This window comes from Gammaproteobacteria bacterium, assembly GCA_029880545.1.
GTDB lineage: Bacteria > Pseudomonadota > Gammaproteobacteria > Acidiferrobacterales > SZUA-150 > JAOUOD01.
In genome coordinates this window covers 1-25,229 of sequence record JAOUOD010000008.1, presented here as the reverse complement: position 1 = coordinate 25,229, position 25,229 = coordinate 1, and the positions used below count along the sequence as shown (strand labels likewise).

Annotated in this window: 26 protein-coding genes; all 26 read right to left on the bottom strand. The window is 51.2% G+C overall.

Annotated features, from left to right (window positions below; all coding sequences use genetic code 11):
• Window positions 1-8: 8 nt before the first annotated feature.
• A complete protein-coding gene (locus OEZ10_10345; protein ID MDH5633376.1) occupies window positions 9-1,004 on the bottom strand; it encodes a hypothetical protein in 996 nt (331 codons plus the stop codon).
• Window positions 1,001-2,515 carry a DUF11 domain-containing protein gene (locus tag OEZ10_10340; protein MDH5633375.1) on the bottom strand — a complete coding sequence of 505 codons (1,515 nt, stop codon included), beginning with the start codon at window positions 2,513-2,515 and terminating at the stop codon, window positions 1,001-1,003. The genes OEZ10_10345 and OEZ10_10340 overlap by 4 nt, the downstream gene beginning before the upstream one ends.
• A gap of 626 nt (window positions 2,516-3,141) precedes the next feature.
• Window positions 3,142-4,143 carry an NAD(P)-dependent glycerol-3-phosphate dehydrogenase gene (locus OEZ10_10335; GenBank protein ID MDH5633374.1) on the bottom strand — a complete coding sequence of 334 codons (1,002 nt, stop codon included), beginning with the start codon at window positions 4,141-4,143 and terminating at the stop codon, window positions 3,142-3,144.
• Window positions 4,144-4,231: 88 nt separating this feature from the next.
• The gene (secB, locus tag OEZ10_10330) at window positions 4,232-4,720 is read right to left on the bottom strand and encodes a protein-export chaperone SecB (protein MDH5633373.1); all 489 of its coding nucleotides are present in this window, start codon (window positions 4,718-4,720) and stop codon (window positions 4,232-4,234) included.
• A 73-nt stretch (window positions 4,721-4,793) separates the two neighbouring features.
• Window positions 4,794-5,048 (bottom strand): glutaredoxin 3, encoded by a 255-nt coding sequence (grxC, locus tag OEZ10_10325; GenBank protein ID MDH5633372.1) that lies wholly within the window; start codon window positions 5,046-5,048, stop codon window positions 4,794-4,796.
• 15 nt (window positions 5,049-5,063) lie between these two features.
• Window positions 5,064-5,474, bottom strand: coding sequence for a rhodanese-like domain-containing protein (locus OEZ10_10320; GenBank protein MDH5633371.1), 411 nt, complete (start codon window positions 5,472-5,474; stop codon window positions 5,064-5,066).
• A gap of 158 nt (window positions 5,475-5,632) precedes the next feature.
• Complete coding sequence (locus OEZ10_10315) at window positions 5,633-5,959, bottom strand: metalloregulator ArsR/SmtB family transcription factor (GenBank protein ID MDH5633370.1); 327 nt, start codon at window positions 5,957-5,959, stop codon at window positions 5,633-5,635.
• Between the two features lie 222 nt (window positions 5,960-6,181).
• Window positions 6,182-6,790, bottom strand: a complete 609-nt coding sequence (cysC, locus tag OEZ10_10310) for an adenylyl-sulfate kinase (GenBank protein MDH5633369.1) — start codon at window positions 6,788-6,790, stop codon at window positions 6,182-6,184.
• Window positions 6,791-6,823: 33 nt separating this feature from the next.
• On the bottom strand, window positions 6,824-9,061 hold the full coding sequence (locus OEZ10_10305; protein MDH5633368.1) for a polysaccharide biosynthesis tyrosine autokinase: 2,238 nt from the start codon (window positions 9,059-9,061) through the stop codon (window positions 6,824-6,826).
• Window positions 9,062-9,335: 274 nt separating this feature from the next.
• On the bottom strand, window positions 9,336-10,508 hold the full coding sequence (locus OEZ10_10300) for a polysaccharide export protein (GenBank protein ID MDH5633367.1): 1,173 nt from the start codon (window positions 10,506-10,508) through the stop codon (window positions 9,336-9,338).
• A complete protein-coding gene (locus OEZ10_10295; protein MDH5633366.1) occupies window positions 10,493-10,945 on the bottom strand; it encodes a low molecular weight phosphotyrosine protein phosphatase in 453 nt (150 codons plus the stop codon). The genes OEZ10_10300 and OEZ10_10295 overlap by 16 nt, the downstream gene beginning before the upstream one ends.
• A gap of 35 nt (window positions 10,946-10,980) precedes the next feature.
• Complete coding sequence (locus tag OEZ10_10290) at window positions 10,981-11,154, bottom strand: hypothetical protein (GenBank protein MDH5633365.1); 174 nt, start codon at window positions 11,152-11,154, stop codon at window positions 10,981-10,983.
• Window positions 11,155-11,310: 156 nt separating this feature from the next.
• The gene (gene pgi, locus OEZ10_10285; GenBank protein ID MDH5633364.1) at window positions 11,311-12,945 is read right to left on the bottom strand and encodes a glucose-6-phosphate isomerase; all 1,635 of its coding nucleotides are present in this window, start codon (window positions 12,943-12,945) and stop codon (window positions 11,311-11,313) included.
• A gap of 168 nt (window positions 12,946-13,113) precedes the next feature.
• Complete coding sequence (locus tag OEZ10_10280) at window positions 13,114-13,965, bottom strand: polysaccharide deacetylase family protein (GenBank protein MDH5633363.1); 852 nt, start codon at window positions 13,963-13,965, stop codon at window positions 13,114-13,116.
• Complete coding sequence (locus tag OEZ10_10275; protein MDH5633362.1) at window positions 13,965-14,729, bottom strand: formyltransferase family protein; 765 nt, start codon at window positions 14,727-14,729, stop codon at window positions 13,965-13,967. The genes OEZ10_10280 and OEZ10_10275 overlap by 1 nt, the downstream gene beginning before the upstream one ends.
• A 12-nt stretch (window positions 14,730-14,741) precedes the next feature.
• Window positions 14,742-15,470: a WecB/TagA/CpsF family glycosyltransferase gene (locus OEZ10_10270; GenBank protein MDH5633361.1), complete on the bottom strand. Its 729-nt coding sequence runs from the start codon at window positions 15,468-15,470 to the stop codon at window positions 14,742-14,744.
• A gap of 191 nt (window positions 15,471-15,661) precedes the next feature.
• On the bottom strand, window positions 15,662-16,345 hold the full coding sequence (locus OEZ10_10265) for a sulfotransferase domain-containing protein (GenBank protein MDH5633360.1): 684 nt from the start codon (window positions 16,343-16,345) through the stop codon (window positions 15,662-15,664).
• A gap of 228 nt (window positions 16,346-16,573) precedes the next feature.
• Window positions 16,574-17,338 carry a class I SAM-dependent methyltransferase gene (locus tag OEZ10_10260; protein ID MDH5633359.1) on the bottom strand — a complete coding sequence of 255 codons (765 nt, stop codon included), beginning with the start codon at window positions 17,336-17,338 and terminating at the stop codon, window positions 16,574-16,576.
• Window positions 17,339-17,364: 26 nt separating this feature from the next.
• On the bottom strand, window positions 17,365-18,258 hold the full coding sequence (locus OEZ10_10255) for a glycosyltransferase (protein ID MDH5633358.1): 894 nt from the start codon (window positions 18,256-18,258) through the stop codon (window positions 17,365-17,367).
• Window positions 18,258-19,532, bottom strand: a complete 1,275-nt coding sequence (locus OEZ10_10250) for a hypothetical protein (GenBank protein MDH5633357.1) — start codon at window positions 19,530-19,532, stop codon at window positions 18,258-18,260. Before OEZ10_10250 ends, OEZ10_10255 begins: the two co-directional genes overlap by 1 nt.
• A 21-nt stretch (window positions 19,533-19,553) precedes the next feature.
• Window positions 19,554-20,504, bottom strand: coding sequence for a sulfotransferase (locus OEZ10_10245; GenBank protein MDH5633356.1), 951 nt, complete (start codon window positions 20,502-20,504; stop codon window positions 19,554-19,556).
• A gap of 166 nt (window positions 20,505-20,670) precedes the next feature.
• Window positions 20,671-21,756 carry an undecaprenyl/decaprenyl-phosphate alpha-N-acetylglucosaminyl 1-phosphate transferase gene (locus OEZ10_10240; GenBank protein ID MDH5633355.1) on the bottom strand — a complete coding sequence of 362 codons (1,086 nt, stop codon included), beginning with the start codon at window positions 21,754-21,756 and terminating at the stop codon, window positions 20,671-20,673.
• Window positions 21,757-21,976: 220 nt separating this feature from the next.
• Window positions 21,977-23,296 (bottom strand): oligosaccharide flippase family protein, encoded by a 1,320-nt coding sequence (locus OEZ10_10235; GenBank protein ID MDH5633354.1) that lies wholly within the window; start codon window positions 23,294-23,296, stop codon window positions 21,977-21,979.
• A 125-nt stretch (window positions 23,297-23,421) separates the two neighbouring features.
• The gene (gene rfbD, locus OEZ10_10230; protein ID MDH5633353.1) at window positions 23,422-24,297 is read right to left on the bottom strand and encodes a dTDP-4-dehydrorhamnose reductase; all 876 of its coding nucleotides are present in this window, start codon (window positions 24,295-24,297) and stop codon (window positions 23,422-23,424) included.
• On the bottom strand, window positions 24,294-24,869 hold the full coding sequence (gene rfbC / locus OEZ10_10225; protein MDH5633352.1) for a dTDP-4-dehydrorhamnose 3,5-epimerase: 576 nt from the start codon (window positions 24,867-24,869) through the stop codon (window positions 24,294-24,296). Before rfbC ends, rfbD begins: the two co-directional genes overlap by 4 nt.
• 7 nt (window positions 24,870-24,876) lie before the next feature.
• Window positions 24,877-25,229 (bottom strand): sugar phosphate nucleotidyltransferase (locus OEZ10_10220; GenBank protein MDH5633351.1); only part of this gene is annotated, 353 nt, incomplete at its 5' end.

The following is a 25,229-nucleotide window of genomic DNA, read 5'->3' as shown; positions in this document are numbered from 1 at the left end:
CTCCAGGTCTAATTTATTGTCACGTCAAATGTTATGATTCGCGTCGCCGGCGCAGTGACAGTTGCAAGGTTTAGCATCACTGATCCGGCACTGAATTCTGCTTCGTCTGCGTCAACAGCATCGGTCTTTGCTGCTGCGTCAAGAGTGATAGTTCCGGGTACATAGCCGGTGTTGGCGGGTATCGGGTCGGTAATAACAAGGTTGTCAACAGAACCGCTGCCGGTAACTTCTACCTGTATGCTGTAGCGAATCACAGCGCCGGGATTCGGCGCACACGGCGGTGTCACACAGCCTTCCGGGTTGGATATAACCCGGGATGATTTGGTCATGTTCACGCTAACCGGCGCGCCAACATTGACAATATAGGTACCGGCTGCCAGTGACTGGGCGCCGGAAGCACCAACAACCGCGTCCACGCCAGCGTCACCCATAGCGGGAAGTGTTGTACCAGGTGCTGATCCCGCTGCGCCTGGCGTCATGGCCTGCGCATCAAGCCGTGAATGGCCCAATGCACCAACAGCCAGGGCAGCCGGTATGTCGTTCACGACAAAAACAGTTACCCGGTCCACACCGTTGGCATCCAGCACCGGTTCATTCACACCGGGCTGATACAGGGTTTCAACGGCAACGCCATCCCATACACCATTGCCGTTATCAAGGAAGATTCTCGGGTTCAACGGGTCAAATTGGTCAGTCGCATCGCCATTGAATACAGACAAGGCAAAGGCTTCGTTGCCGTTGCCTGTATTGACAACAATAAAGGTCAGCAACCGGGCAAGCGAAGGGCTCGCCACCGGTACGTTGGCACCATCCTGCCAGGAGGCAATCACGTCGATGATTTCGTGGACACCAAAACTGACACTGGCCCCGGTTGTTGCCGGTGTCCCGGCGGCAACATAATTCACGGTAACCGTATTGCTGATGGTCGTTCCTGCGGGCGTACCGGCTGCCAGCGTCACCGCCGGTATCAGCAACATGCATAGGGTAACCAGTATGCGCATCATTTCAGCCTTACCTGGAACCGGAGACTGAATGCCGGGGTGCTACCGACTGCAGCCGGCAACGAACCCGTCGGCCTGATACGGAAGTTTGTAACATTGGCGTCATAGCCATCCGCATCAGCTACCGGTGTATAGGTCCAGGTAGCGCCTCCATTACTGGAAAAATCGATACTGTCTGTCGTACTGGACAGCGATGTGTAGGTGTAAGCGAGCGTCGAACCTGAATCAATAAACACAACCGGACCTGCGCCCAGGCTGGCAACATACATTTCCGTATTCACCGGAATGGCATCGGCAACAACCAGGCTGTCAGCATCCGATGCGCCGGTACCGGTGTTGGTGACATCAACCTGGTAAAGCTTTACTGCGCCCGGTATGGATTTCGGATTAACCGAAAGGTTAACCGGATCCGTTACAGTGGTAACTGATTTCATTACCACCAGGCTTGGAGCAGGATGCAATTGCACAGTGACGCTGCCAATATCATTGGCACTGTTGGAATCATTCTGGTCAAGCGTCAAAGCACTGGTGCTGTTGGTTACCGGCGTCACTACGGTCACCGCCGCCGGGACCACGGTAATCACAAGGCTGATGCTGGTATTCGGCGTGGTAAAGGGAATAGTGCCTATGGTCCAGACACCGGTGGCCTGATCATAACTGCCCTGTCCGGCTGCATGGCTCACGTAACTCACTTCGGCCGGCAATACATCCGTTACGGAAACATTGGTTGCATCGACGTCACCGGCATTGCTGATCGTAATGGTGTAGCTAAATGCACTGGTGCCATAGACATCAGCGACACTGGCTATCTTGCTGACACCCAGCTCGGAGAATTGCAGACCACTGCCTGCCGGGCCATTCATGTTATCGATGATTCCGCCCGGCAACGCTGTAGAGTTGCCGGCGGCAATATGGAATTGGATCGATTGCGGACCGCTCAATCCGATTTCGGAAAACGCGATCCAGGATTCCATGGACAACTTGTCAGTCGCGCCGCCACTGGCGCCAGCCATTGTCTGCTTGTTCGAAATCCCGCCGGGCATGGTATAGCCGTCCCCGGCCATACTGTCACCAGCCGGCAACAACGGTACGTAGTCCCACAACTCCCGGGATGTAGCGCGGGTATTTCCATTCCATGCAATACGCAATACTTTTTCGCCGGCTTCCATCAAGCCGTCGTTATCCACGTCTATGTAAAAGAACCAGTCGGTGGAGTTGGAGGTGCCAGCTACACGTTCGACGTAGAAGTACAGGTTCGTCGTATCCCAGGTGTAGGCAAATCGTGCCAGGTCACGACCACTGGGCGTCAGCACCGCGCAAGGTGTACCGGTATCCAGGTCGGTTGAAGGACAGACCGAGCCGTCACCATCGGTGGAAAATTGTCCGGGGTTGGTTGTGAGGTCGAAAGGCGCAATCCAATCGGTCATTACGCCGTCAATGGTGATAGTGCGTGAGACGGGTGTAGCGTATACCGGTGATTGGCCGAGCATAGCCACAAAAATAATCGTGGACATGACAAAAACTCGACAACAAGTTTTCATCGTGTCGCACCATGTTCCCGGATTGGTTTTGTCGTCAGGCATTCGGTCCTCGCGCCCCGTTCTTCCACATACTTGTGCCAGGTTTAGAAATCCGCAGACCAGGATGAATCAACGTCTTTATAATTCAATAGGTTATGCAGACTAGTTTATGTCAATTATGCGATTTATTCATCTTTTTATTGCTTACGCGGCTGCTCAGCAACGACCGTGCCAAAGTTTTGGCAATTTTTGACTAATTGAAAAAGTTCAATCAGTGGAAATACTCAGGGTTTTATTGTGTGATTAAAGTCAGGTTTTTGACGGAGGAAGACATGATTCTCACAAGGCAATTAAAAAATGTCTTGTAACCAACTGATAATTAGAGAGAAAAAGTCAAAATATGTGCTGGAACCGGTGATTGCCAGACATGAATTACGCAAATCCAGCAAAAGCTGTTGTTTTATATGGAAAATGCCAAAAATTTGACGCAGGGCTCAGCGAAGCAAATTCAGACAAGCAACTGACAAATCACGTCAAATTGCTGCCGCTGAGGGCCAAAAATGCCGGTGATCTCGAGAGTTGCTGGCAGGCAGAAAAGCGGCTCCAGCCCGAAATCGACGCTATTCGGATTTCGGGTCGCGCTGCAACAGGGCGACCACCGCATCGCGCGGCGAAACACCTTCGTACAACACCCGGAACACCTGTTCGGTAATGGGCATATCAACACCGAGCCTGGCCGCCAGGCGATGCAGCTCCCGTGCGGTATTGACGCCTTCCGCCTCCTGCCCCAGTTCGGACAGAATGGTTGCCAGCGACTTGCCGGCACCCAGGCCCAGGCCCACCTGGCGATTGCGGGACAAGTTGTCAGTGCAAGTCAGCACCAGGTCACCGGCACCGGTGAGACCAGTAAAGGTTTCAGCGTGGCCACCCATGGCGACCCCAAGTCGGGTCAGTTCCGCCAGCCCGCGGGTAATCAGGGCGGCGCGGGTATTGGCACCAAATCCCAGGCCATCACTGATGCCGGCAGCAATGGCCATGACATTCTTGATAGCGCCACCCAGCTGCACGCCGATGACATCTGAATTGGTATACACGCGCACGGTGTCACCGCGCAGCCAGTTGGCGACATGCTCGGCGGTCTCGGTATCGCTTGAAGCGACGGTCAGCGCAGTAGGCATACCCATGGCCACTTCCTTGGCAAAGGTCGGGCCGGATACCACGGCAGAACGCACGCCCGGACAGGATTCGGTAACGATATCGCTTAACAAGCGGCTGGCTTCCGGCTCCAGTCCCTTGGTCGCCCACGCCAGCCTTGTATCAGCGGAGGCGAACGGCGCCAGCGCATCCAATGTCACGCGAAACGCATGACTGGGAACCACCACCAGCCAGTTCTCGTGAGTCGTTGCGGTATCGTTCAGGTTATCGCTGATTTCCAGGTTATCCGGAAAAGTCATGCCGGGAAGATAACGGCTGTTTTTTCGCTCATGGGCCAACATGGCCATGTGCGCGGCATCGTGCCCCCACAGGGTCACGTTAAAGCCGTTACGGGCAACCAGCATGGCCAGCGCGGTTCCCCAGGAACCGGCACCCAGTACAGCAACAGATGGTGATTGATCAGTCACGCATTCCTCCCTGCTTTTCACCAACCAATAACACTGATGGCGGCAACCAGCTTCATCCCGGTATTCGGTTCCGGGTTAATCAGCAAACCTAGTGCTTGGCTTGAGCCTGTTGCGCGGCCTGTTTCTGAATGTACAGGGCCTCGAAGTTTACCGGGTTGATCAACAACTGCGGGAAACCACCCTTGGTAACAAAGTCGTTCACTGCTTCGCGCACAAACGGCAACAGGATATTCGGGCAGGCGATTTCCAGTACCTTCGTCAATTCTTCTTCCGGCACACCCTTGATCATGAACAGTCCGGCCTGCTGAACCTCGGCAAGAAAAACGGTCTTCTCTTCCAGCTTGGCGGTGGCGTTTATATTCAGCACAACTTCATAAAAACCTTCGTTACCCAGTTGCCGATGACCCATGTTGATCTGGATACTGATTTCCGGGTTGCCGCCCTGCATGGCAAACACGTCAGGACTGTTGGGCGATTCAAACGATACGTCTTTCAGGTATACACGCTCAAGACTCAATACCGGCCCTTCCGGTGCCTGCGTGTTATCGCCCTGGTTTTCTCCGGCTTCATTACTCATGATAATTCCTTAACTGATATTGTAATTTTCTGTTCTCTTGGCCGGGGCCAAGGATAAACAACAACTTTGATACTCAAGCCTGCAACAGCGGGTCGAGTTCGTCCTCCATATCCAGTTCCACGATATCGGTATAACCGCCGACATGGCGATCACCAATAAAAATCTGCGGTACGCTGGTGCGACCGGTAATTTCGGTCATCCTGGCCCGCAATTCGGGCTGCTCATCCACCTGTATCCGGTTAATCACGGCGCCTTTCTTTGTCAGCAGCGCAATAGCCATGCGGCAGTAAGGGCACGCATGGGTACAATACATGGTCACTTCGGCCATAAGCTGTCCTTCAGATTACTTTTCCATGGGCAGGCTGTCCCGCTGCCAGGCCATGTTGCCGCCATTCAGGTTATATACTTGCCCAAACCCCTGCTTCTTCAGCATCACCGCGGCGCGGGCAGAACGGTTGCCGCTGCGGCATACAACAATGACCGGCTTGGCCTTGTGTTTTTCGAGGTCCTTCAGGCGTGCGCCCAGCGTGCTCATCGGATAATTCCCGGCGCCGGGAATATGTCCCTGCTGGTATTCAACGGTTTCACACACATCGATCATGACGCCCTTGTCATGATTGACCAGCTGAATCGCCTGGGACGCATTGACGGACTTGATGCCGTTCATGGCCAGGGTGATCGTACTGCCAAACAACATAAACAAAATCAGCGCCAGCGCGGCAAACAAGTACCAATTGGCTACAACAAATTCCATGATGGGTCTACCTGTGATGGTTTGAGCCCGGGCATCTCCGCGACCGGGCGGGGTTTATCGATAACTTTTTGGGGGCTAACTCTATCGGTTTGCACGCCGGGCAACAAGCGCCGGCCGCCGGTTCAGCGCAGGCGCGCCAAACCCATCCTGATCGCCGCCTAATCAGCGATACCGCAAAACGCTTCGCGTAGCGATCCGATCAATCGCACGACCGCCGGATCAGCAATGCTGTAATACACCTTGTTGGCATCTTTCCGGGTGGTGAGAATGCCTTTTTCGCGGAGTATGGACAAATGCTGGGAAATGTTGCTTTGCGACGTACCAACCTTGTCGACAAGGTCTTGCACCGAAATATCCCGGTTGGTACCAAGAATACAGAGGATTTTCAGCCTCAGAGGGTGTGCCATGGCCTTCATGGATCGGGCGGCGCTGGAAATATCGTCCTCGGTGGAAATCAGGCTGTCTACAATTTCGTCAACCGCCATAGTCATGCTCGCTTCCCCCTTCTTGTCACCAAGTCACACTACGATGGGCAAACAATATTAGCGATCCATTATACAGTTAATTGCTTAATTTGAAACCGAATTCTTGGGGAATTTGTTGAGAAACCAAGACGATTGTCTTACTACGTTCTCAACCCTGTAAGACCCAGTCCCGGCCGTAAAGTCTGCGACCACTCACTTTTCCGACAATCCAGGAGGACCGGATCAGGACAACAGGATGCCACGCTGCTGCAGCAGGCCAATTACCTGGGCGGCGCAGTCTTCGAGGCTGTCACTGCCGGTATTGACGATCAATTGGGGATTTTCCGGTGCTTCGTAGGGCGAGGAAATTCCGGTGAAATCGGCAATTTCACCCGCGCGTGCACGCTTGTACAGGCCCTTGACGTCACGCTGCTCGCAAATGGAAATATCGCACTGGCAAAAAATTTCGATAAAGTCCTGCTCACCAACGATGCCGCGGATGCGCTCACGATCCTCGCGCATCGGTGAAATAAACGCGGTCAATGACACCATGCCGGCATCCAGGAACAGGCGCGTCATCTCGCCGATACGGCGCAGGTTTTCGCTGCGATCGTCGAGGCTGAAACCCAGGTCGCCGCACAGGCCATGACGAACATTGTCGCCATCAAACACGTAGGTGCGAATACCACGCTGGTGCAGTTGTTCCTCGACTGTATGTGCCAGCGTCGATTTGCCGGCACCGGACAGGCCGGTGAACCACAATACCGCGCCTTTGTGTTTGTTCAGACCCTCGCGACGCTCACGCGTTACCGTGGCGTTGTGGTACACCGTATTCGATGACTTCATGACCAACTCTTCCCTTTATATCGCTACCTTGTGCCGGCTTTATTTATAGCGGTACTGATAACTGTAGTACTTGTAACCGTAGCTCTTGCCATAACCACGGGCGGCGATTTCCACGCCGTTGAATATGGCGCCACGCATGCGCACACCGTTTTGCTCGAAGCGCTTGAACGCCAGGCTGATCTCGCGCATGTGATGCTGTCCGGAACGCAACACCATGAAACAGGTGCCGGCATTGCGCGCCAGCACAGACGCATCGGTTACCGCCAGGATCGGTGGCGTATCAAAAATGATCAGATCATAGTTCGGCTTGACCTTCTCGAGGAAATCCACAAACCGCGGACTCATGAGCAACTCCGATGGATTGGGCGGATAGACACCGGAACTGATGACATCCAGGTTCGGATGCAAGGCGCCCTTGTGGATGACCTTGTCAAGACTGGCTTCGCCACTGACAAGCTCGGACAGGCCAGGGCTGCGCTCCAGGCCAAAGTATTCATGCAAATGGCCCTTGCGCATGTCGGCATCAATCAGCAGGATTTTCTTGTCCGCTTCGGCCATCACATACGAGAAGTTGCACGATACAAATGACTTGCCGATTTCCGGTGCCGGGCCGGAGATCAGTACCACGTTATTAGTGGCTTCAAGCAGGGCAAACTGGATACTGGTACGCAAACTGCGCAGGCTTTCGGTTACCGGGTCTTCCTTGTTGGTGTGCGCCAGCAGTTCACGATCACGCGACTTCTTGCGCTTCAGCGCCTTGTCAGACACTTCCTGGTATTGCGATTGCGGGATTTCTGCGTAAATGGCATAGCCCAGGTTCTTTTCAATGGCATTGGGATCTTCCACGGTCTTGTTGAGCGCCTTGCGCAAGGCCGCAGCCATAATGCCGGCAATAAAACCAAGAATCAGGCTGACCGCCATGATCAACAACTTCTTCGGCTTGACCGGTTCTTCACCCGGCAAGGCGATATCAATAACGCGTACACTGCCGACGGTACCGGCCTTGGCGACGCGCAACTCCTGGGTCTTGTTGAGCAGCAACATGTACAACTCGTTGGCAACAGTCACATCGCGCTTGAGCTTGACCGATTCCAGTTCCGTTTCCGGCAACTTGGACAGCGACGTTTCAATATCGCGACGTTGTTCATCAAGCTTGGACAGTTTTTCGTTGATGCCAATAATTACCGGGTGACTGGTAGTCAGTTTTTGTGACAACTCGGCTTTTTCGATATTGAGCTTGGATATGGCCGACTCGATATCGGCAACACGATCAATGAGCTTCTGGCTTTCAAAGCTCAGGTCTACCGTTCCCTTGTCTTCACGATGGCGGTTTAGCGCCTGCTCCGCTGCGCCCAGGTCAGTTTTCAGCGAAGGCAGTTGTGATGATATGAATTCGAGCATTTTTTCCGATTCCTCGGAACGACGCTCAACATTCTGGCGCAGGTAGCTCCTGGTGATTTCGTCTACAACGGTGGTGATCTGGTCACGATCCTTGCCTTCGAGGCTGACGCTGAGGATGCCGGTCTTGCGGCCTTTCTCCGAAACGTTGACCTTTTTCTGTAATTCGACAATTAACAAGGTGCGTGAATACTTCCTGACCTTAAAGCTGATACCGGCGCGGGCGCGCATGCGGCTGACAAACATGCTGACACCGGTGTCGGCGTTTTCAGCCGGCACGCCGACTTCGCCTTCAAGCAGCAGTTCGTCGGTTGCATACAGGGCATAGTGCTTGTCGTCCTTGACGACAAATTGCAGATCCTCTTCCACCAGCGTGCGCGGTACACTCAGCCGGTCGATGTCGAGCACTTCGCCGCCCCAGGCATAGCTGTCGAACCATAACCATGGCTCGGCAAGTTCATCAACCTTGGGCTTGAACGCGCGCGCCGAGGATGCACCAAACAAGGGGAAATACCTGGGCGTGATTTCAATGGTGAGGTTTAGCTTGTCGATGACGCCGCCAATGACCTTGCGTGACTTGATGATTTCAATTTCGGTGACCGCTGACGTGGCGTCAGCGCCCATCATGCTGGCCAGCTCATCCATTTTCTGGAACGGCGAGGCATCTTGCTCCACCTGCAACAGGGCATCGGTGCGATAGATCGGTGTGGCAACAAATGCATACAAGGTGGCGAGGAAAAAACACGCGGCGGTGATGCTGCCAATGAGCACGCGGTTTTCAATGAGCATGCCGATGTATTCGCTGATATCGATGGTATCGTCGTCAACGAAGTCCGGTTGCTGATTACCTGGGGGCAGTGTCTGCTGTACGTCGTTCATGTATCCCTTACCGCTTTGGTGTTGTTTCCGCATCATCAGGGGTCAGAGCAGACTCGCTGATGTCATCAGCTCCCTTGGTCTGACCCCGGGCGTTCTAACGGCGTTGTTTGTTCACCGCTTCAAATCGTTTCATCAGGGGTCAGAGCAGACTCGCTGATGTCATCAGCTCCCTTGGTCTGACCCCGGGCGTTCTAGTTCCACCCTACTTGGACCCCGGGCGCTCTAGTTCCGGCCTACTTCTGACCCCGGGCGCTGCCAAACAGCTTGCATAAAACTATTGAGTATTCGCTGGATCGAGCCTGTCCAGGGTCCACAGGGTTTGCGCTGTCGGCAATAATTGTGACATCACGCGGTTCCAGCGACTGACACCGGCTGTAGACACAAACACCACATCCAGCGGCTTCAACTGAAATGCTGTTGCCAATATCAACGCATCCGGCTCGCTGGCATCAAGATGGTAGGCCAACGCGCCCTCGCCATTACGACGTAAAATGTACACGCGCCCGGCAGCGGCATTTTGATCAATACCACCGGTGCTCAAGGCTTCGGCCAGGGTCATGCGGCCATCAAACAACGGCAAGGCGGCGGGTTTTTTTACTTCACCCATGACATACACCTTGTTGGTATTGTTCTCCGGCACGTATAACAAATCACCGCTGCGCATCAACAGGTTCTGGCTGACATCACCAAAACTGTACAACGCGACCAGGTTCAATAACTGCTTCTTGCCATCGCGGGATAACACCACGCGTGAGACATCGCCCGTGGGCAAGGCGCCACCGGCAGCATTTACGGCATCGGCCACGTGCAGGGGTACATCGCTGATCGGCAGGTTGCCCGGCTGCTTGACCTGGCCGCTGACATAGACCTTCTGGCTGTTAAAGGCGACTACGCGTACATCGAGCTGCGGGCGCTTGATGAATCGCGACAGTTGCCGGGTTAGCTCGGTACGGATTTGATCGGTGGTCTTGCCGGCAACATGCACCAGGCCGACATAAGGATAAAAAATCTGGCCATCGTTATTCACCTGGTGCCCGGCTTTCTCCACCGGGCGCTCGCCGCCGGCGGGAATGGTCAGCTCGGGGTGCTCCCAAACGATGATACTCAACACATCCTGCGGCCCAACCCGGTAAATATGGGGCGTCGGGTCCGACAAGGAGACGGCAACACCGGGTTGCTGTGACAGCTCGGTGGCCTGGCGTCGAACCAGCGCCGGGGTCACTGGCACCAATGCCACTTCGAGTTCCGGCGACTGATCCGCCAGGGCCTTTTCCTCGGCCGGTGCGTCGCCATCGAAATCGGTGCTGGACAGGTGCAGGCCGGGGGCCAGCATACAACCGCTGAGCACGGCCACGGACAGCAGCACGGCCAAACGACGGGATACGGCAGTCAATGACATGCCAGTCATCCCGGGATCAAGGCTTGATTCTATTACACGGTTTTCCATAACTTCTCACACCACAGGCCGATGCACTCTTCGATGTCGTCACAGGTTTTTTCAAAAAACGGCAACGGCTTTTTATACGGATCTTCTATTTCCAGCTCATTCCACTTGCCCAACAGATGCACGCGACCCCGGGCAAACGGGTATTTTCGTTCGATTTCCTGCTGCTGCCAGCGCTCCATGACCAGGACCAGGTCGCTCTCGCGGAGCATGGCATCATCCAGCTGCCGGGCCTTGTGTGGCCCAAGATCCAGCCCGAGACCGGCGGCCACCTGCACGGCATTGGGCTCCGCGCCATGATCCACCAGCGCCCCCAGCCCTGCGGACGACACCCGCACCGCGTCCTGACCGGCCTCCAGCGCACGCTCGCGCATCAGGTACTCGCCTATGGGACTGCGACAGATATTGCCGACGCATACAATCAGGATGTTACGAAACACTAAATTTCTGTTTTATAAGGCTATTTATGGTGGGGCTATGATAACGGAAAACGTAGCAGATTCAATATAATAAGGTACCTTGCGCCACAGCTTTTACACTCAAATACCCTGGATGCAGGAATCCAGCGCATCCAGTCTTCACGGCGCTTGCGCGCCGTCACACCACCCTCACAAGCCGGGCACTTTCCGGCGACCACCCCTGTTGCCATGCTCCTCTCCTTGCTGCATTGTTTTTATTATCAACAATTTTTATCTGGAGAGTATAGTAAAAATTAGTTTTGGTCACCCACTAAAGTATGAATCAAGTACAACGCTTTTGATTTTCAAGATAAGCACGTGCGCCACGGTCAACGGACACGGCACGATCAGTTGCCGTTGCCGTTTCGAAAATGCTTCAGGAAAAATTGCGACAAGCCAACTGTCGACGAATCATGCTCACCACTGATTTCACCGGCATCCAGCTCGCTCCAGAGTTTGCCGGCCAGTTTCTTGCCGATATCGACGCCCCATTGATCGAATGGATTGATATTCCAGATGGCGGCCTGGGTAAAAATGGCGTGTTCATACATGGCCAACAACATGCCCAGGTTCCGCGGACTCAGTTCATCCAGCATGATGGCATTGGATGGTGTATTGCCGTTGTACTGCATAAACGCTTCCTTGCCCTTGCGGAACAGGCCCGGGTCATCAGCCACTTCCATCAGGGCTTCGGACTGCGCAATCATGCTGGCAACCAGGTGCTTGCGGGTTTCGGATTCATGACCGGTATCATTAATGGCACAAATAAAATCCACCGGCACCGTCGATGTACCCTGGTGCAGGTACTGGAAAAACGCGTGCTGTCCGTTGGAACCGGCACCACCCCACAATATCGGCCCGGTCTGGCAGGACACGGCGTTGCCTTCCACATCGACGTTTTTGCCATTGCTCTCCATATCGACCTGTTGCAAGTGGGCGTGCAGTGAACGCAAGGCATAGTCATAGGGCAGGATGGCCTTGGAGTCGTAATGCATGAAATTGCGATTCCAGATGCCTACCAGGGCCAGCAAGATCGGCAGGTTGTTTTCAAACGGCGTCTCAAGAAAATGCCGATCCATGCGATGGGCGCCGTCCAGCAAGGCGGCGAAATGATCATAGCCAACGGTCAGGGCAACGATCAGGCCGACCGATGACCACAACGAATAACGACCGCCTACCCAGTCCCAGAATTCAAATATATTGCCCGGCGCAAAGCCGGCACCCACGGCCTCCTTAACATTGGCGGTGGCCGCCAGGGCATGATGCACCAGGGCGGCTTCACCCGCCTGGTCGACAAACCATCGTCTCGCCAGGCGCCAGTTCGACATGGTCTCCTGGGTGGTAAAGGATTTGGAGGAAACAATAAACAACGTGGTTTCCGGGTTCAGACCCGCCAGCGCGTGATGAAGCTGGCTGCAATCGAGGTTGGAAATAAAGTGCGGCGTAATGCCCGGCACCCAGAATGGCTCCAGTGCTTCCAACACGGTTTTGGGTCCCAGCTCCGAACCGCCGATGCCGATATTCACGACATCGGTAATACGCTTGCCGGTATAGCCCAGCCAGCTACCGGAATGGACGGCATGGGCCAGTTCCGCCATGCGCGTACGAACTCGCTCTACCTCGACCAGCACCGGCTTGCCGTTGACCGCGACCGCATCGAGCCCATGATCCCCGGACATAGGCGCGCGCAAGGCAACATGCATGGCCGAACGGTTTTCGGAAGGATTCACGATGCCGCCACCAAACAGTGACTCCCGGGCCGCGCGCAAACCATTGGATTCCGCCAGCTCGATCAAGGCATCAAAAACAGGCTGGGTGATGGGATTCTTGGAAAAATCGAACAGTAAGCCGTCTAACTGACGCGAAAACCGCGCAAAACGATCAGGATCATCCTGGAATAGAGACGCAATCCGGGTAGTGGCGAGCGCGCGCTGCTCCTGCAGCAGGCGCGACCATACCGGTGTTTTCAGTGGCAATGTCATCAACTGGCCCCGATCGGTAAATTGTCATTATTAGCCCTGCGTCGCGCGGCATTTCTGCCTTCTTCTTATGTGTGCACACCCTGCATGGCCTCGCGGCCAATCTCGTGCTTTATGATTATTCCCGGACTATATCGCCTTGAATGGGGGTTTGCAAAACAGTGTATAGCGCTATCCAAGCCTGACTCTCGGCGCCCCCGCCCAATCGGTTCGAGCCTCGGCCTCAGACACCGTGCAAAAATCAAAACGGGTCAACAATGTTTCCAGTTTGCGCAACGACCCGCCAAGGCCGACATAGGACTTGAACTTTCGCATCATAGAAAGCCCGGGCACTACCGGTTGAGCGGCATCAAAATCACGCGGGTGGAAATAGGTCATGACGTACCCTGATTGCCGGAACCATCGATCTAACAACCATAATGGCGCAATCCTGAAATAGCCGCCGCCGGAAAATATAATGTTTACGCCAAACAGTTTTACCGAATTAATCGGCAGCGACTTCATTGATATGCCTTGATATTCAATGATCGATGGCAGAGCGTGCGAGTAACGAGGGATCCCGCCGTGCCCATGGTTACCGGGAAACACAGAACAATCCAGCTCAATACCGTGGGAAGCCAGCTCCTCAAATGCCCAAAGGTTCTCGGTAGTGATAGAAAACCCCGGTGCCCGATAGTATCGTACTGACTGGCCGGTAATATCCTCCAGCACTTTGATTGAACGCTCCAGGTCCTTCTTGTATTCCTGACGAGACTGATCATAGGCGAGTTGGTGCATGGTGGAGTGGGAGCCAATATCATGACCGGCATCGACAATCTGCCGTATCACTTCTGGATATTTTTCTGCAATCCAGCCAAGACAAAAAAATGTACCACGTTGTTGATTCTTCTCCAGCAGACTCAGGATACGATCCATGTTGCCATGTATACGCGACGGGTAGTTACGCCACTCGTTTTCGCTCCTGGTGCTGACGTTATCCAGAATATGGAACCACTCTTCTATATCAAAGGTGAGAATTTTCATCAGAAGAAACGCTTGCCCTTGGCATAGAACTCCTTGACGTCTTGCCTGGTCGGGAATGAGTAGTAGCTCATATCTTCGTCCCGATTCTCCATCAACACTACTTTGTCTTGCTCAATTAAGTCGATTGCTTCCAGTATTGCGTCCATTCCTATGCGCTTGGTATGCCGTATCAATTCTTGCTGAGTCCTATTTCCAATATTAACTCGTTTTTGCACAACAATAGGACCGCTATCGATACCTTCGTCCATGAAGAAAACCGATACTCCGGTTTCTTTCTCGTCATTTTTTAGAACCCAGAACGAAGGCATAAGTCCACGATATTTTGGCAGCAACGCCGTATGCAAATTGAGGCAACCTTTTGGTGCCAAATCCAATAGTGGCTTTCGAAATATTTGATTTCCAGCTATGGATATTATTAGGTCCGGTTTAAATTGCACTATATGGTTCAGTATGCGAGAGTCATTGATTGATCCTTCTGGCTCTATTATCGGAACGCAGTATTTACTAAATACATCTTTAACCCTCGCCCCCCTTTTCCAACGTTTTTCCACGAATAACATTGCATATCTAAGAAAAAATCTGGGGCCGAATATTTTTATTGTTCTAATTACCTTTAGGATAAATCCTTCATTCTTTCCAAATGGTGAGACTGATGTTAGGACACAACCGACGATTTGAGCCTTCTGCACTACGTTACTCAGCAAATATTCGATTTGTGCAGCCAAGTAAAACGGTTCTTCCTGGGTAATAAATACAATTCTCACACCCTTCTCCTGCTAACACTGCTTCCCGGATAATTTATGTCGCAAAATCGCAAAAAGGAACTTTGGTATAGCGGTTGCGTTCCGGTACCCAAGTCTTCTTGGTTCTTTTATGGATCTAAACAGCCACTCTAAACCAAGTTTGGCCATAATTTTTGGTGCCCTGCTCACTGTACCAGAATAGAAATCAAATACCGCCCCAATACTTACTACCAATTTTGCGTCAATACTGTGCTGATGAAGAAATACCCATTTCTCCTGTTTGGGCGCAGTCATTCCAACAAACAAAATATCTGGCTTGAAAATGTTTATTTTCTCAAGTATTTCGTGATTTTGACTTTCGCTAAAACTATCAGCAAAGGGCGGAGAAAATACACCAACCGACACATTTTTATAATCCTTCTGAAACCGTTCACATATTCTATGCAAAGTATTGTCGGTGGACCCAAGAAAAAATACACGCCCCCCTGTCCTATTTAGACGCTCCAAAAGATGAAAATATACATCCATCCCGGTAATACGATTTATTTTCGTGGATTTTAAAAGCCATGCTGCCAACACTATTCCCGATCCATCTGGCAACAGGACATCACTTTGTTGCAACGCGGCTTGAAATACACCATCGCACCTCGCGATATTGAATGAATGCGCGTTTATTGTATTGATAACTTTGACCGTGCCCCATTTAACGTCTGAGAGCTTTCCGCAAAAAACGTTGTAAGACATCACTTCGACTATATCCACACACTAACCTTTTAACGGTATTCTTGCTTATAACAAATCTACGTTGCCATGCGTATATACTATTGCCATATAGCGTTCACTAAACAACACACAATTAATATTCCCAGTAGGAACTCTTTGTGATACTAACTTTATAACTTACTACCACCATTTCTACAGAAATTGACTACGATAAATGTGTTTCACTATATCTACCAATTCCCATCTTCCTCATATCCGAGCCTTATTAGTAGCTCACCGTAATACTCTTTGAATATCTCTTTATGGAAATCACTGAAATGATAAACCCAATCTCCTATCTGGCCTTTTCTAAACGTTCTAGATGAGCTAGAAAACAAATTGGCGGAGATTTTCGTTACCTCGTTACGATCTAGATCAATACCTAAATGAGCAGCCAGCTTACTGATTTGTTGTGCTTGCACGCCGCCAGACCCACCCCCTTGTTCACCAATTAAATCCTCAAACCGAAGAAGACAACAGTCCGAATCATCAATCCAAGGAATAAAGGACCGATAAGAATCATTATACCAACTATCTGGTTTTATCTGATTTGGGTAGTACGCTGCATCGACGCCTTTTATCAGCGATGTTAATCTCGAATCATCGTCTGGCAATGACTTCATATAAGCATGAAGAGGATGCGACCTATCCTTCTTTGTAACATAATGTAATCCGGACACGATCACATCTCGCATATCACGCACTATGAAAACCTTTTTGTATTGCTCCTCCTCCAAGACTTCTGCCAGCTTCTGAGTCCAAGGCATGTGAGCCGTGATTATCTGCCCTCTCTTACCGCTACGTAGTTGTCTAAACGCCCCATCCATTGTCTCGTCAATGTGATACGTCCATGCTGGAACAACATTCGGCATCATTTTAAGCAATCGGCTCAAGAGATTTGTACCCGCCTTAGGTATACTGTTGGCGAACACCCTTGGAGACGCCCTATACGCACGTAATTGATGTGGCGTTAACGGGGCAATATTCCTCATAACGAAATATTGAACAGTTTTTCTTACTCTTCTTCTTATACGATAGTATCTTGAAGCATCCAAAACTATATTTCCTCTTTTATGTAGCCGGCGTCGAAAATTATGTTGTTGTTAGTTCGGCGGCAAATTCATACCAGGATTTATCGTGCAAATAATCTGATTCCCACCACATCCTGGTAAATTCGATGCAAGAAACCCTGCTACGGAGGATGCCATACGAACTATTCCATTATCGTGTGCATTGTACCGGCTACTCATCCAGCCACGTACAATATCCAACTTATAACCTGACTCAAGATAATAACTATTTAGGAGTTGCTCGAGCAATCGCCTCTGCCACCGAAAAACATAGTTGTCCCGTCCCTCAATGTTCATATCGTCTTGTCGCTCATATTTTGATCTAAGATTTAATCTATCCAAAACGTTGCTTAACGGTGTTTCAAATGGCTCAATAAATATTGCTGCTGAATTACAAACTCGGAGCATCTCGTATAAACCCTGAACCGGACGCGCGAGATGATGCAATCCGGACTTACAAAACACAAGATCATACTCCGCATTTTCGAAAGATAATTTTTCTGCGTTTTCAACTCTATATTCTACACGGTGATCTCTATCTAGGTATGGGCGAAGATTTTCCGTTTGATCATGTATTCCTGTGAGCACAATTTTGTCAAATGGAAACTTGGGAAGCATGATAGCCTCCCTATTAGTCGCACAGATGGCTAAAACCTTGCCCAATGGCTCGTTGTTTTTTTTTCTCCAAGAGCAATACTGTTCCACTGCGAGCCCAATAAGAAAATTACTGAAATCCTCCTGGCTTCTAATTCTTATCAGGTCACCAAATCCGATTTTCTTCTCTTCGATCGTATTCACGAATTAATTCCTGTCGTTGCCGTCAATTAACTTTGTTTCATATACTCTAAAATCAAATTAGTCATATGAACTCTTGATATCGATAATCGCATACTCTCTTTAACCCATGACTGACGGATATCTGAATATGACAAAATTCTTGTTTTATGAAATTTTATAGCTCTCGCTACACTGCTATGCACTTTTCCGAGAGATGACAATTTGTTCCACAACAACGGGGGAGGCGGTAGATCCTTGCACACAGAGAAGACTTCTTCGTTGTATTTATTGCTGTGAAGCGACGATCGCTGTTGTCCTGGTCTCTTTCTAAATGCTGCAAGAGGGATATTTACAGGAAACAGATCCGCGTATTTTGCGAAATTGACCCACAGTTTGAAGTCCGCTGCCAGGTTTAGGGAAAGGTCCAAACCACCTGCCTTCTCCCATAACCGCCTTCTCCAAAACATGCTTTCTTGCTGAAGATATCCAGCCAAATGCTGCCTATACCATCCATTTTGGATATATTGCCTTGGATACGACGCGAGCTTTCCGTGGACGGCAATGTATTGCCCTCTTTCATTTATAAACCCAGGATTGCCTATAATCCAATCTACATCATCGTGACTATCAAATATCTCCGATACTACAGAAAGCGTCCAAGGCATATAGATATCATCGGCGTTTATCCAGCCCATTATTTCTCCGGTAGATATGGAAAAACCATTTTTGATCGCATAATACTGACCCTCGTCCTCTTCGCAGATTACATGGCTAATAGATTTCCCATATTGATCCAGGATTTTGCTGGTTTTATCGGTAGACATGCCATCTACAACTATATATTCCAAATCTACATTATTTTGAGTTATAACTGACAGAAGAGTTGTCTCTATGAAGTCCGCCATATTATAACTAGGAGTTACTATTGATATCTTCGCCACTATCGACCCTCGCCTTTACGCATTACCAGATTGGATCGTGAACTGTAATTCCCGCGCTGGATTGGATAATATTTCTGATTATTCAAGAACATCAGAGCTAGAAAAATTGGGTACGATAGGAAGTATTCACCGTTTAATGTCAATATCACTAAAGACATTGAGTAGATTGCTTTCCATGTTTTTCTAAATATTGAAAGGAGGCCGATGTATGCGAAAATAACGTATATTGCAGCTCCTAAGAATCCCGTTTGCCGAACAAATCCGGACGCTCCATTGCCTACCTCATATCTAGTCAGATCGGTATACATCGTATAATGCTCGACACTTCCAAATCCCCACCCTACAAACGGGTGAACAAGAATATGATCCCAATCGAACATTACTGATCCAAATCGACTAAGATGCCATCCAGCTTCCTGGTAAAATGCTCGTCCATACAACTCTTGCAACTTGTCTCCTACAAAATCCATGCTAAATATTACCCCAAACATTACAACACTAACCGATATCAAAATAGATATCGCCAAAACATTTATATAGATATTTCGTTTTGTGCCACTCCCGACATTCAACAACAATACAACAACAAGCGGGAAAATGACTAAACCTGTAGTCGATTTCGTCGAAAAAAGAGCAAGAACTAGAATAAGAAACATTGTCCAAAAGGATTTTGCTGTGACTCTATCCCTGCATGCCGATAGAAAAATAAGCGCCAGAATAATGTACCCGGAATACGCGCCAGGCTCCCAAAAAAATCCGGCGTTCCTATCAATATTATCCCCAGTCTGAAAATTGTGTATTCCAATATTTATACGAGACTGCACCCCGTAGTCTTCTACAGCAATTATCTCGCTCATCCAAATAAAATATGGGCGAATATCTATTCCAATATTCTGGAATCCTAAGTCAACGGTGAAAATAAAGAGCGATATGATGGATAGAAAGAAAATCGCATGAACATACTTCAAAGGAAAATCTTTAATAACAATTATCGCAAGATAAGCGATACATAACTTCAGAATAAACCCTGATGACGATAAAATAAGACTTTCTGGAACTAATACATATTGAATTATCAGAAGTATTGAAAATAAAGTGATCACGATCATTGGTCTTACTTCAATCCGGTTCTCCCGTCTTTTTAAGAATTGAAACAGAAAGTACGCAAATCCAAGAACTAGAGAATATTCAATACGGTCAGACGCCACTATCGCCATATTTCCAGATAGTGCTACTAATAATATAGTTTGAAACAGGTCTGCATATTTATGCATACAATTAAATAACCATGTGGATCAATAATACGGATAGATGACTTTTTTATTCTTCTTGAATTTTGCTTTAACGTTTACGGAAGAAATCATCGGTAAGATATTTCCATACAAATGCCTGATAGCGTCCTCGCAAATACCGCGTATACCGTAAGAAGTAGATATTCCTTCAATACTTTCAAGAAGATCTTTCTGTTGATATCCAATTAACTCCCATCGACTTGCTCCAATTTCCTTAATATAGCGCTTACACCACCACTTTCTTATCGGACTCCTTAAAACACTCTTCCACTTGTTCAGCGGCAAAGATGTAATTTCGCCATAATTTTTAGTTCCAGTAGGATCCCCCATCTTTCCTTGAAAGACAGCATCTTTCAAATTTATGGATTTTATATCAACTACATCCAGGTCCAGATATGAAAATATTCTTGATAAACACTCTTCTGGGTTGCTGATTAACTTTTCATAATTTACCGACAACGATCGGTGACTATTATCTTTAAATGCATCCATCAGCGCTATCAGGCCTTTAAAAAGATCGATTTTAAAATAATTGACGTTCCATATGCCGTGTCCAAATGTGCTGATCAATGAAGATACTACGGCAAGTGGATTACGCCAAAGAAAAATAATCTTCGCATCTGGGAATATCTCCATTATTCGTTTCGCCATCACATGATATCGCGGTGTCTTGTCTATGAAATATCTCGAATCCTTTTCTGACGCTGCGCCATAGAGCTCTAGCGAAAAAGACCTTATGGCGCTTTTAAAATCAGCGTCTTTGTTTGGGAGTTTCTCAACAAAATCTGATATTGCATCTACAGCGGTTCGATGCCAATACTCACTGACTACCCCATCGTATTCAAAAGAATACAAAAGCGGCAGAAGAATCCACGCTTCCGATGTCGAGCTTATTTTCGGATGCAAAGACAGAATCCTTTGTAACAGAGTGGACCCAGTTCTCGGCAGGGACATAATGAAAATCGGTTGTACTTTTTCCGTCATAATACCCATTCAGTTCAAAATTATTCCTCATGTCGATAACAACAGATATATAGGTTGCAGATGCCTAATTTCTGTCGATGGGGATGTTCGTTAGCTCAGGCATATGCGGGGACTGCAAACACTTGCCGGTTGCTTCCTATGAATCCAAGGTCTGTCCAAACTTGGTATTACTCATGGGCCGCCTCCAATACCTTGGTCCATAATTGGCAATAACGAATAATGTGATCCAACCGTAAAACAAAAGGTAATCCGGCAATGAATAATAGTTTCCGACGACACCCATGCCACTCAGCAAGCATTGCAGTGCGGCGATAATGGCAACGGTCTGGCCGATGGTAAAGCCGCGACGCAATAACCGGTGATGCAGATGATCACGGGCCGGCTCCCATACCGGCCTGCCGGCCTGCTTGCGACGTATCATGACGCCGAAGGTATCGAGCAACGGCATGGCAAATACCCACAGTGCCGTCACCGGGCTCATCAGGCGATTCTCTCCCTGGGAGAATGTCACCAGGAAATAACAGATCACCAGGCCCAGCATCATGCTGCCGGCATCGCCCAGGAATACGTGCGCATGATGCCGTCCCGGTAAGCGGGCATTGAATAACAGGAAACCTGTTACGGCGGCGGCCAATGTCAGCAGAAAGGTCAACGATTGCGTATCACCACCCAGGCCAGCGATAGCAGCCAGGGCCAGCAGTGTTATCAGTACCAGGCTGCCGGCAAGGCCATCGAGACCATCGGTCATGTTCAGTGCATTGATGGCGCCGACCATGGCAAATACCGTGAACGGCAAGGCAGCAATACCGAGCACAAACACGCCGTCATAAAGCAGGTAACCAAGATCATTGATTTGGGTGCCGGTGGCCAGGCACAGGCCCGTGGCCACGGCAATCTGGATCGGGAACCGTACCGCTACCGACAAGTGGCGGTAATCATCAATAGCGCCGGACAGCACCAAGGCACCGGAAAACAGCACCAACCACGCAAACGGGCGCAGCCCTTCGAGGGCGGCAACACCGCTTTCAGCCAGCAGCACCAGGATGGCCAGGCTGGTGTAAATAGCGATGCCGCCGACCAGCGGCGTGTGCTGGCTATGGGTTTTGTGCCCTTGCGGAATATCGAGCAGGCCAAAGCGGTGCGCCACCGGGCGCAAGGCAAGAATAAAGGCGCAGGTCATCACCAGCGCCAGCAACATGTTGGCTGTCACCCCTGGATACATCGCGCTACCCCCCCTTATTTTGGTAGTCACTTCGGTGTAGGTGTATCCCCGCGTCATGCCGAGCCGGGGTACTTGGCCCCGAGTTATGGTTCGGCTGATTATTATGGCGGGGATTATATCCGATCGGGGTTTCTTTTCCACGAAGGAAGTGTCGATTAGCCCAGTATAAATTTGGAATTAGCCGAATTGAGTGCGTGGCCTGTGCGTTTTGATGCGCCTATCAGGAGAAACGTATTGGTGTATAGAGGCCCAGTTTGCGCCTGGCCGCCACCGCCAGCATGACATTCCATACCAGCAGGCTGGCACTGAGAGCGACGGCAGCACCCAGTGCCTGCCAGTGGGGGATGAGCAGCCAGCACAGGATGGAATTGACGATCAGGGCAACAATGACACCCAGCAAGGTAATAGACTGGTAGCCGCCGGCGTTGAGTGTAATGCCGCAAGAACCGGCCATGGCGTTAATCAACTGACCGAGCACGACAATGCGCAACACATTGGCTGCCTCCTGGTACTCCGGCCCGAACAGGGCAACAATTTGCGGTGCAAACGGAATCAGCACCAGGGCGGCGACGGTGGCAACACCGGTGCCGAGCCGAGCCGCCTCGGTGAGCAGTTTTTGCGCCTCGTCTGTTTTTTGCCGGGCCAAGGCCGCGGACAGCCGCGGTTGCAGCGGCGAATTCACCGCGGCCAGGCCAATAACCACCAGCGTCACCAGTTGCAAGGCCACCTGCATAATACCCGCCTGCTCCGGCCCGGCCAGCAGGCCCAGCAGGTACAGGCCGACCTGGCTATCCACCAGGAATACCACCGCGATCCAGAAAAACGGCTGCGCCTCACGTATCCAGTGGGCATGATGATGGTCCGCGGCGACGCTCTTGACGGCGGCGGGTGTTTTTTTCAGCAAGAACACCAGCCCAATAACAAAGGCCACGGCAAAACACACGGCCTGCAACTGCATGGCTTCGGCGGCCGTGGCGCTGCCGACCAGCATATATACCAGCCCGGCAATGATCAGCAGCAGGATCGGGCGCAACATCAAGTCCGGGATATCGGCAAGAATCACCCAGTGCAAGCCACGCAGGCTGGCGGCACGAACCAGTGTTAACGCCAGCAACGGGATGATAATCAAGGCCGGTGCCGCGAGCGACCAACTGACATCCGCGATGGGCCAGTCGGCCATCACCATCAACAGCCCGATGCTGACAAAGATTGCCGCCGCCGTGAGTGTCCACCGATGCGTGGTCAGCATAACGCCTTTGAGCAAGGCCCATTGTTCATTGGCCTGGTAGCGGGCGACTTCACGGGTAATCAGCATGGGCAAGCCCAACGCGGCAACAGAGCCAGCCAGAGTCACCGCCGCCATAACAATGGCGTAAATGCCAAACTCCTTGGGCCCCAGTAACCGCGCCAGCAGGATGCCGGAAACAAAGGTCGCGCCACCGGCGATGACTTTCAGGCTGAAACTGCCAAAGGCAGTTCGAAACAGGCTGGATCCCCTGATATAGCGGCTGATGCCGTTGGATGATGTTGGCCTGGTCATGGATAGCCGATTCAATTACCCGGTCAAGATGGATGAACCATTCGCGGCACCCGGGTCGGACTGCGAGCAATGGTCAATAACTGGTCGTGCGCGATTGTAGCCCAATACGCGGGCACGGGGTTAACTCAGGAAAGCAACTCGTCAATAACCTGCTCAAGGGAGGCATGCCAGTTGCGCAGCTCAAGGCCGAAGGTGTCTTGTACGTTCTTTGTATCCAGTACGGAATAGGCCGGCCTGGCTGCACGCGTGGGGTAATCGCTGGTGGCAATGGCCTGCACGGTAGTCACCTTGATGCCGCCATAGGGCCTGGCGCTATCCATAATGGCCTGGGCAAAACCGTGCCAGCTGGTCGGTTCGGGCTGGCAGAAATGATAAATGCCTGCCTTGCCTTGATCGGCCTGCAGTTGCGGCGCCATGGCAAGCAGGGCGTCGGCAATACCGGTTGCCGATGTCGGGCAGCCGTGCTGGTCGGCGACGACGCGAAGCTCATCCCGTTCGCGGGCCAGCCGGATCATGGTTTTGACAAAGTTATTGCCATGGGCGGAAAACACCCAGGCGGTGCGCAGGATAACGGAATGCGGACATAAGACCTGCACCTGTTGCTCGCCTTCAAGCTTGCTTTGACCATAAACACCCAGCGGCTTGACCGGATCCTCTTCCTTGTAGGGCGTGGTCGCGCTGCCATCAAACACGTAATCAGTGGAGATATGCAGCAGCGGGATACCGGCGGCATGACAGGCGCGCGCCAGGTTGGCCGGGCCATCACGATTTACGGCAAATGCGCGGTCGACTTCGTCCTCGGCCTTGTCCACGGCGGTGTAGGCGGCGGCATTGATCACAACATCCGGTTGATACGCATTCACTGCGGCGTCAACCGCCTGGGCATTGGTGATATCCAGTTCGGCTGAGCCCAGGCCAATGTATTCATGGCCCTGGTCAGCACTGCGCCGGCACAACTCCCGACCCACCTGGCCATTGGCGCCGGCTATCAGGATTTTCATGATGACGGTTGCCAGGCAGGCAATTGATCAACGGGAATATCGGCGAGCATGCGTGCCACCTTGTCCTTGTCGGACAACTGGACCTCGGTCTGAATAGCCGCCAGGTGCCAGTCGATAGCCAGTGCCGGATCATTCCACAGCACGATGCCTTCATCCTCGGGATGGTAGTAATCGGTGCACTTGTACTGAAAGTCTGCCGACTCGGACAAGACAACAAAGCCGTGGGCATAACCGGGCGGTACATAAAACTGCGTATGATTCTCCGCCGACAGCAGCACGCCATACCATTGACCAAACGTGGGTGAACCGGTACGGATATCCACGGCCACATCAAAGACTTCGCCATCCGTTACCCGCACCAGTTTGCCTTGCGGATGTTTCAGCTGGTAATGCAGGCCGCGCAACACACCCTTGTGCGAACGCGAATGATTGTCCTGGACAAAGGTTGCACGGATACCGGCTTCCCGGTAACGCTGCTCGCTGTAACTCTCAAGAAAGAAGCCGCGCGTATCACCAAAGACTTTTGGCTCAATCACCAGTACGCCGGGTAACGGTGTTTCGATGATGTTCATGGCCGCCTCAGAGAATATCGCGCTTGAGCAGGTTCATCAGGTACTGGCCATAACCGTTCTTGATCAGCGGGTCTGCCAATGCCTTGAGCTGCGCGTCATCAATCCAGTTGTGACGCCAGGCGATTTCTTCCGGGCAGGCTACTTTCAGGCCCTGGCGCTTTTCCAGTGTCTGGATAAATGATGAGGCTTCCAGCAACGAATCATGGGTGCCGGTATCGAGCCAGGCCATGCCGCGACCCATGATCTCGACACTGAGTTGGCCCTGCTCCATGTAAATACGGTTTACATCGGTGATTTCCAGCTCGCCGCGCGCCGATGGCTTGATGGAAGCGGCAATATCGACCACCTGGTTGTCATAGA

Excerpts from the sequence above, each read along its gene's own strand:
- OEZ10_10305 (MDH5633368.1), bottom strand. The coding sequence starts at position 9,061 with ATGAACGACGTACAGCAGACACTGCCCCCAGGTAATCAGCAACCGGAC.
- OEZ10_10315 (MDH5633370.1), bottom strand. The coding sequence starts at position 5,959 with ATGGCGGTTGACGAAATTGTAGACAGCCTGATTTCCACCGAGGACGAT.
- secB (MDH5633373.1), bottom strand. The coding sequence starts at position 4,720 with ATGAGTAATGAAGCCGGAGAAAACCAGGGCGATAACACGCAGGCACCG.
- OEZ10_10280 (MDH5633363.1), bottom strand. The coding sequence starts at position 13,965 with ATGAAAATTCTCACCTTTGATATAGAAGAGTGGTTCCATATTCTGGAT.
- rfbD (MDH5633353.1), bottom strand. The coding sequence starts at position 24,297 with ATGAAAATCCTGATAGCCGGCGCCAATGGCCAGGTGGGTCGGGAGTTG.
- OEZ10_10265 (MDH5633360.1), bottom strand. The coding sequence starts at position 16,345 with ATGATGCCGAATGTTGTTCCAGCATGGACGTATCACATTGACGAGACA.
- OEZ10_10245 (MDH5633356.1), bottom strand. The coding sequence starts at position 20,504 with ATGTCCCTGCCGAGAACTGGGTCCACTCTGTTACAAAGGATTCTGTCT.
- OEZ10_10290 (MDH5633365.1), bottom strand. The coding sequence starts at position 11,154 with ATGGCAACAGGGGTGGTCGCCGGAAAGTGCCCGGCTTGTGAGGGTGGT.
- grxC (MDH5633372.1), bottom strand. The coding sequence starts at position 5,048 with ATGGCCGAAGTGACCATGTATTGTACCCATGCGTGCCCTTACTGCCGC.
- OEZ10_10235 (MDH5633354.1), bottom strand. The coding sequence starts at position 23,296 with ATGACCAGGCCAACATCATCCAACGGCATCAGCCGCTATATCAGGGGA.
- OEZ10_10240 (MDH5633355.1), bottom strand. The coding sequence starts at position 21,756 with ATGTATCCAGGGGTGACAGCCAACATGTTGCTGGCGCTGGTGATGACC.
- OEZ10_10250 (MDH5633357.1), bottom strand. The coding sequence starts at position 19,532 with ATGCATAAATATGCAGACCTGTTTCAAACTATATTATTAGTAGCACTA.
- OEZ10_10320 (MDH5633371.1), bottom strand. The coding sequence starts at position 5,474 with ATGGAATTTGTTGTAGCCAATTGGTACTTGTTTGCCGCGCTGGCGCTG.
- OEZ10_10300 (MDH5633367.1), bottom strand. The coding sequence starts at position 10,508 with ATGGAAAACCGTGTAATAGAATCAAGCCTTGATCCCGGGATGACTGGC.
- OEZ10_10340 (MDH5633375.1), bottom strand. The coding sequence starts at position 2,515 with ATGTCCACGATTATTTTTGTGGCTATGCTCGGCCAATCACCGGTATAC.
- pgi (MDH5633364.1), bottom strand. The coding sequence starts at position 12,945 with ATGACATTGCCACTGAAAACACCGGTATGGTCGCGCCTGCTGCAGGAG.
- rfbC (MDH5633352.1), bottom strand. The coding sequence starts at position 24,869 with ATGAACATCATCGAAACACCGTTACCCGGCGTACTGGTGATTGAGCCA.
- OEZ10_10345 (MDH5633376.1), bottom strand. The coding sequence starts at position 1,004 with ATGATGCGCATACTGGTTACCCTATGCATGTTGCTGATACCGGCGGTG.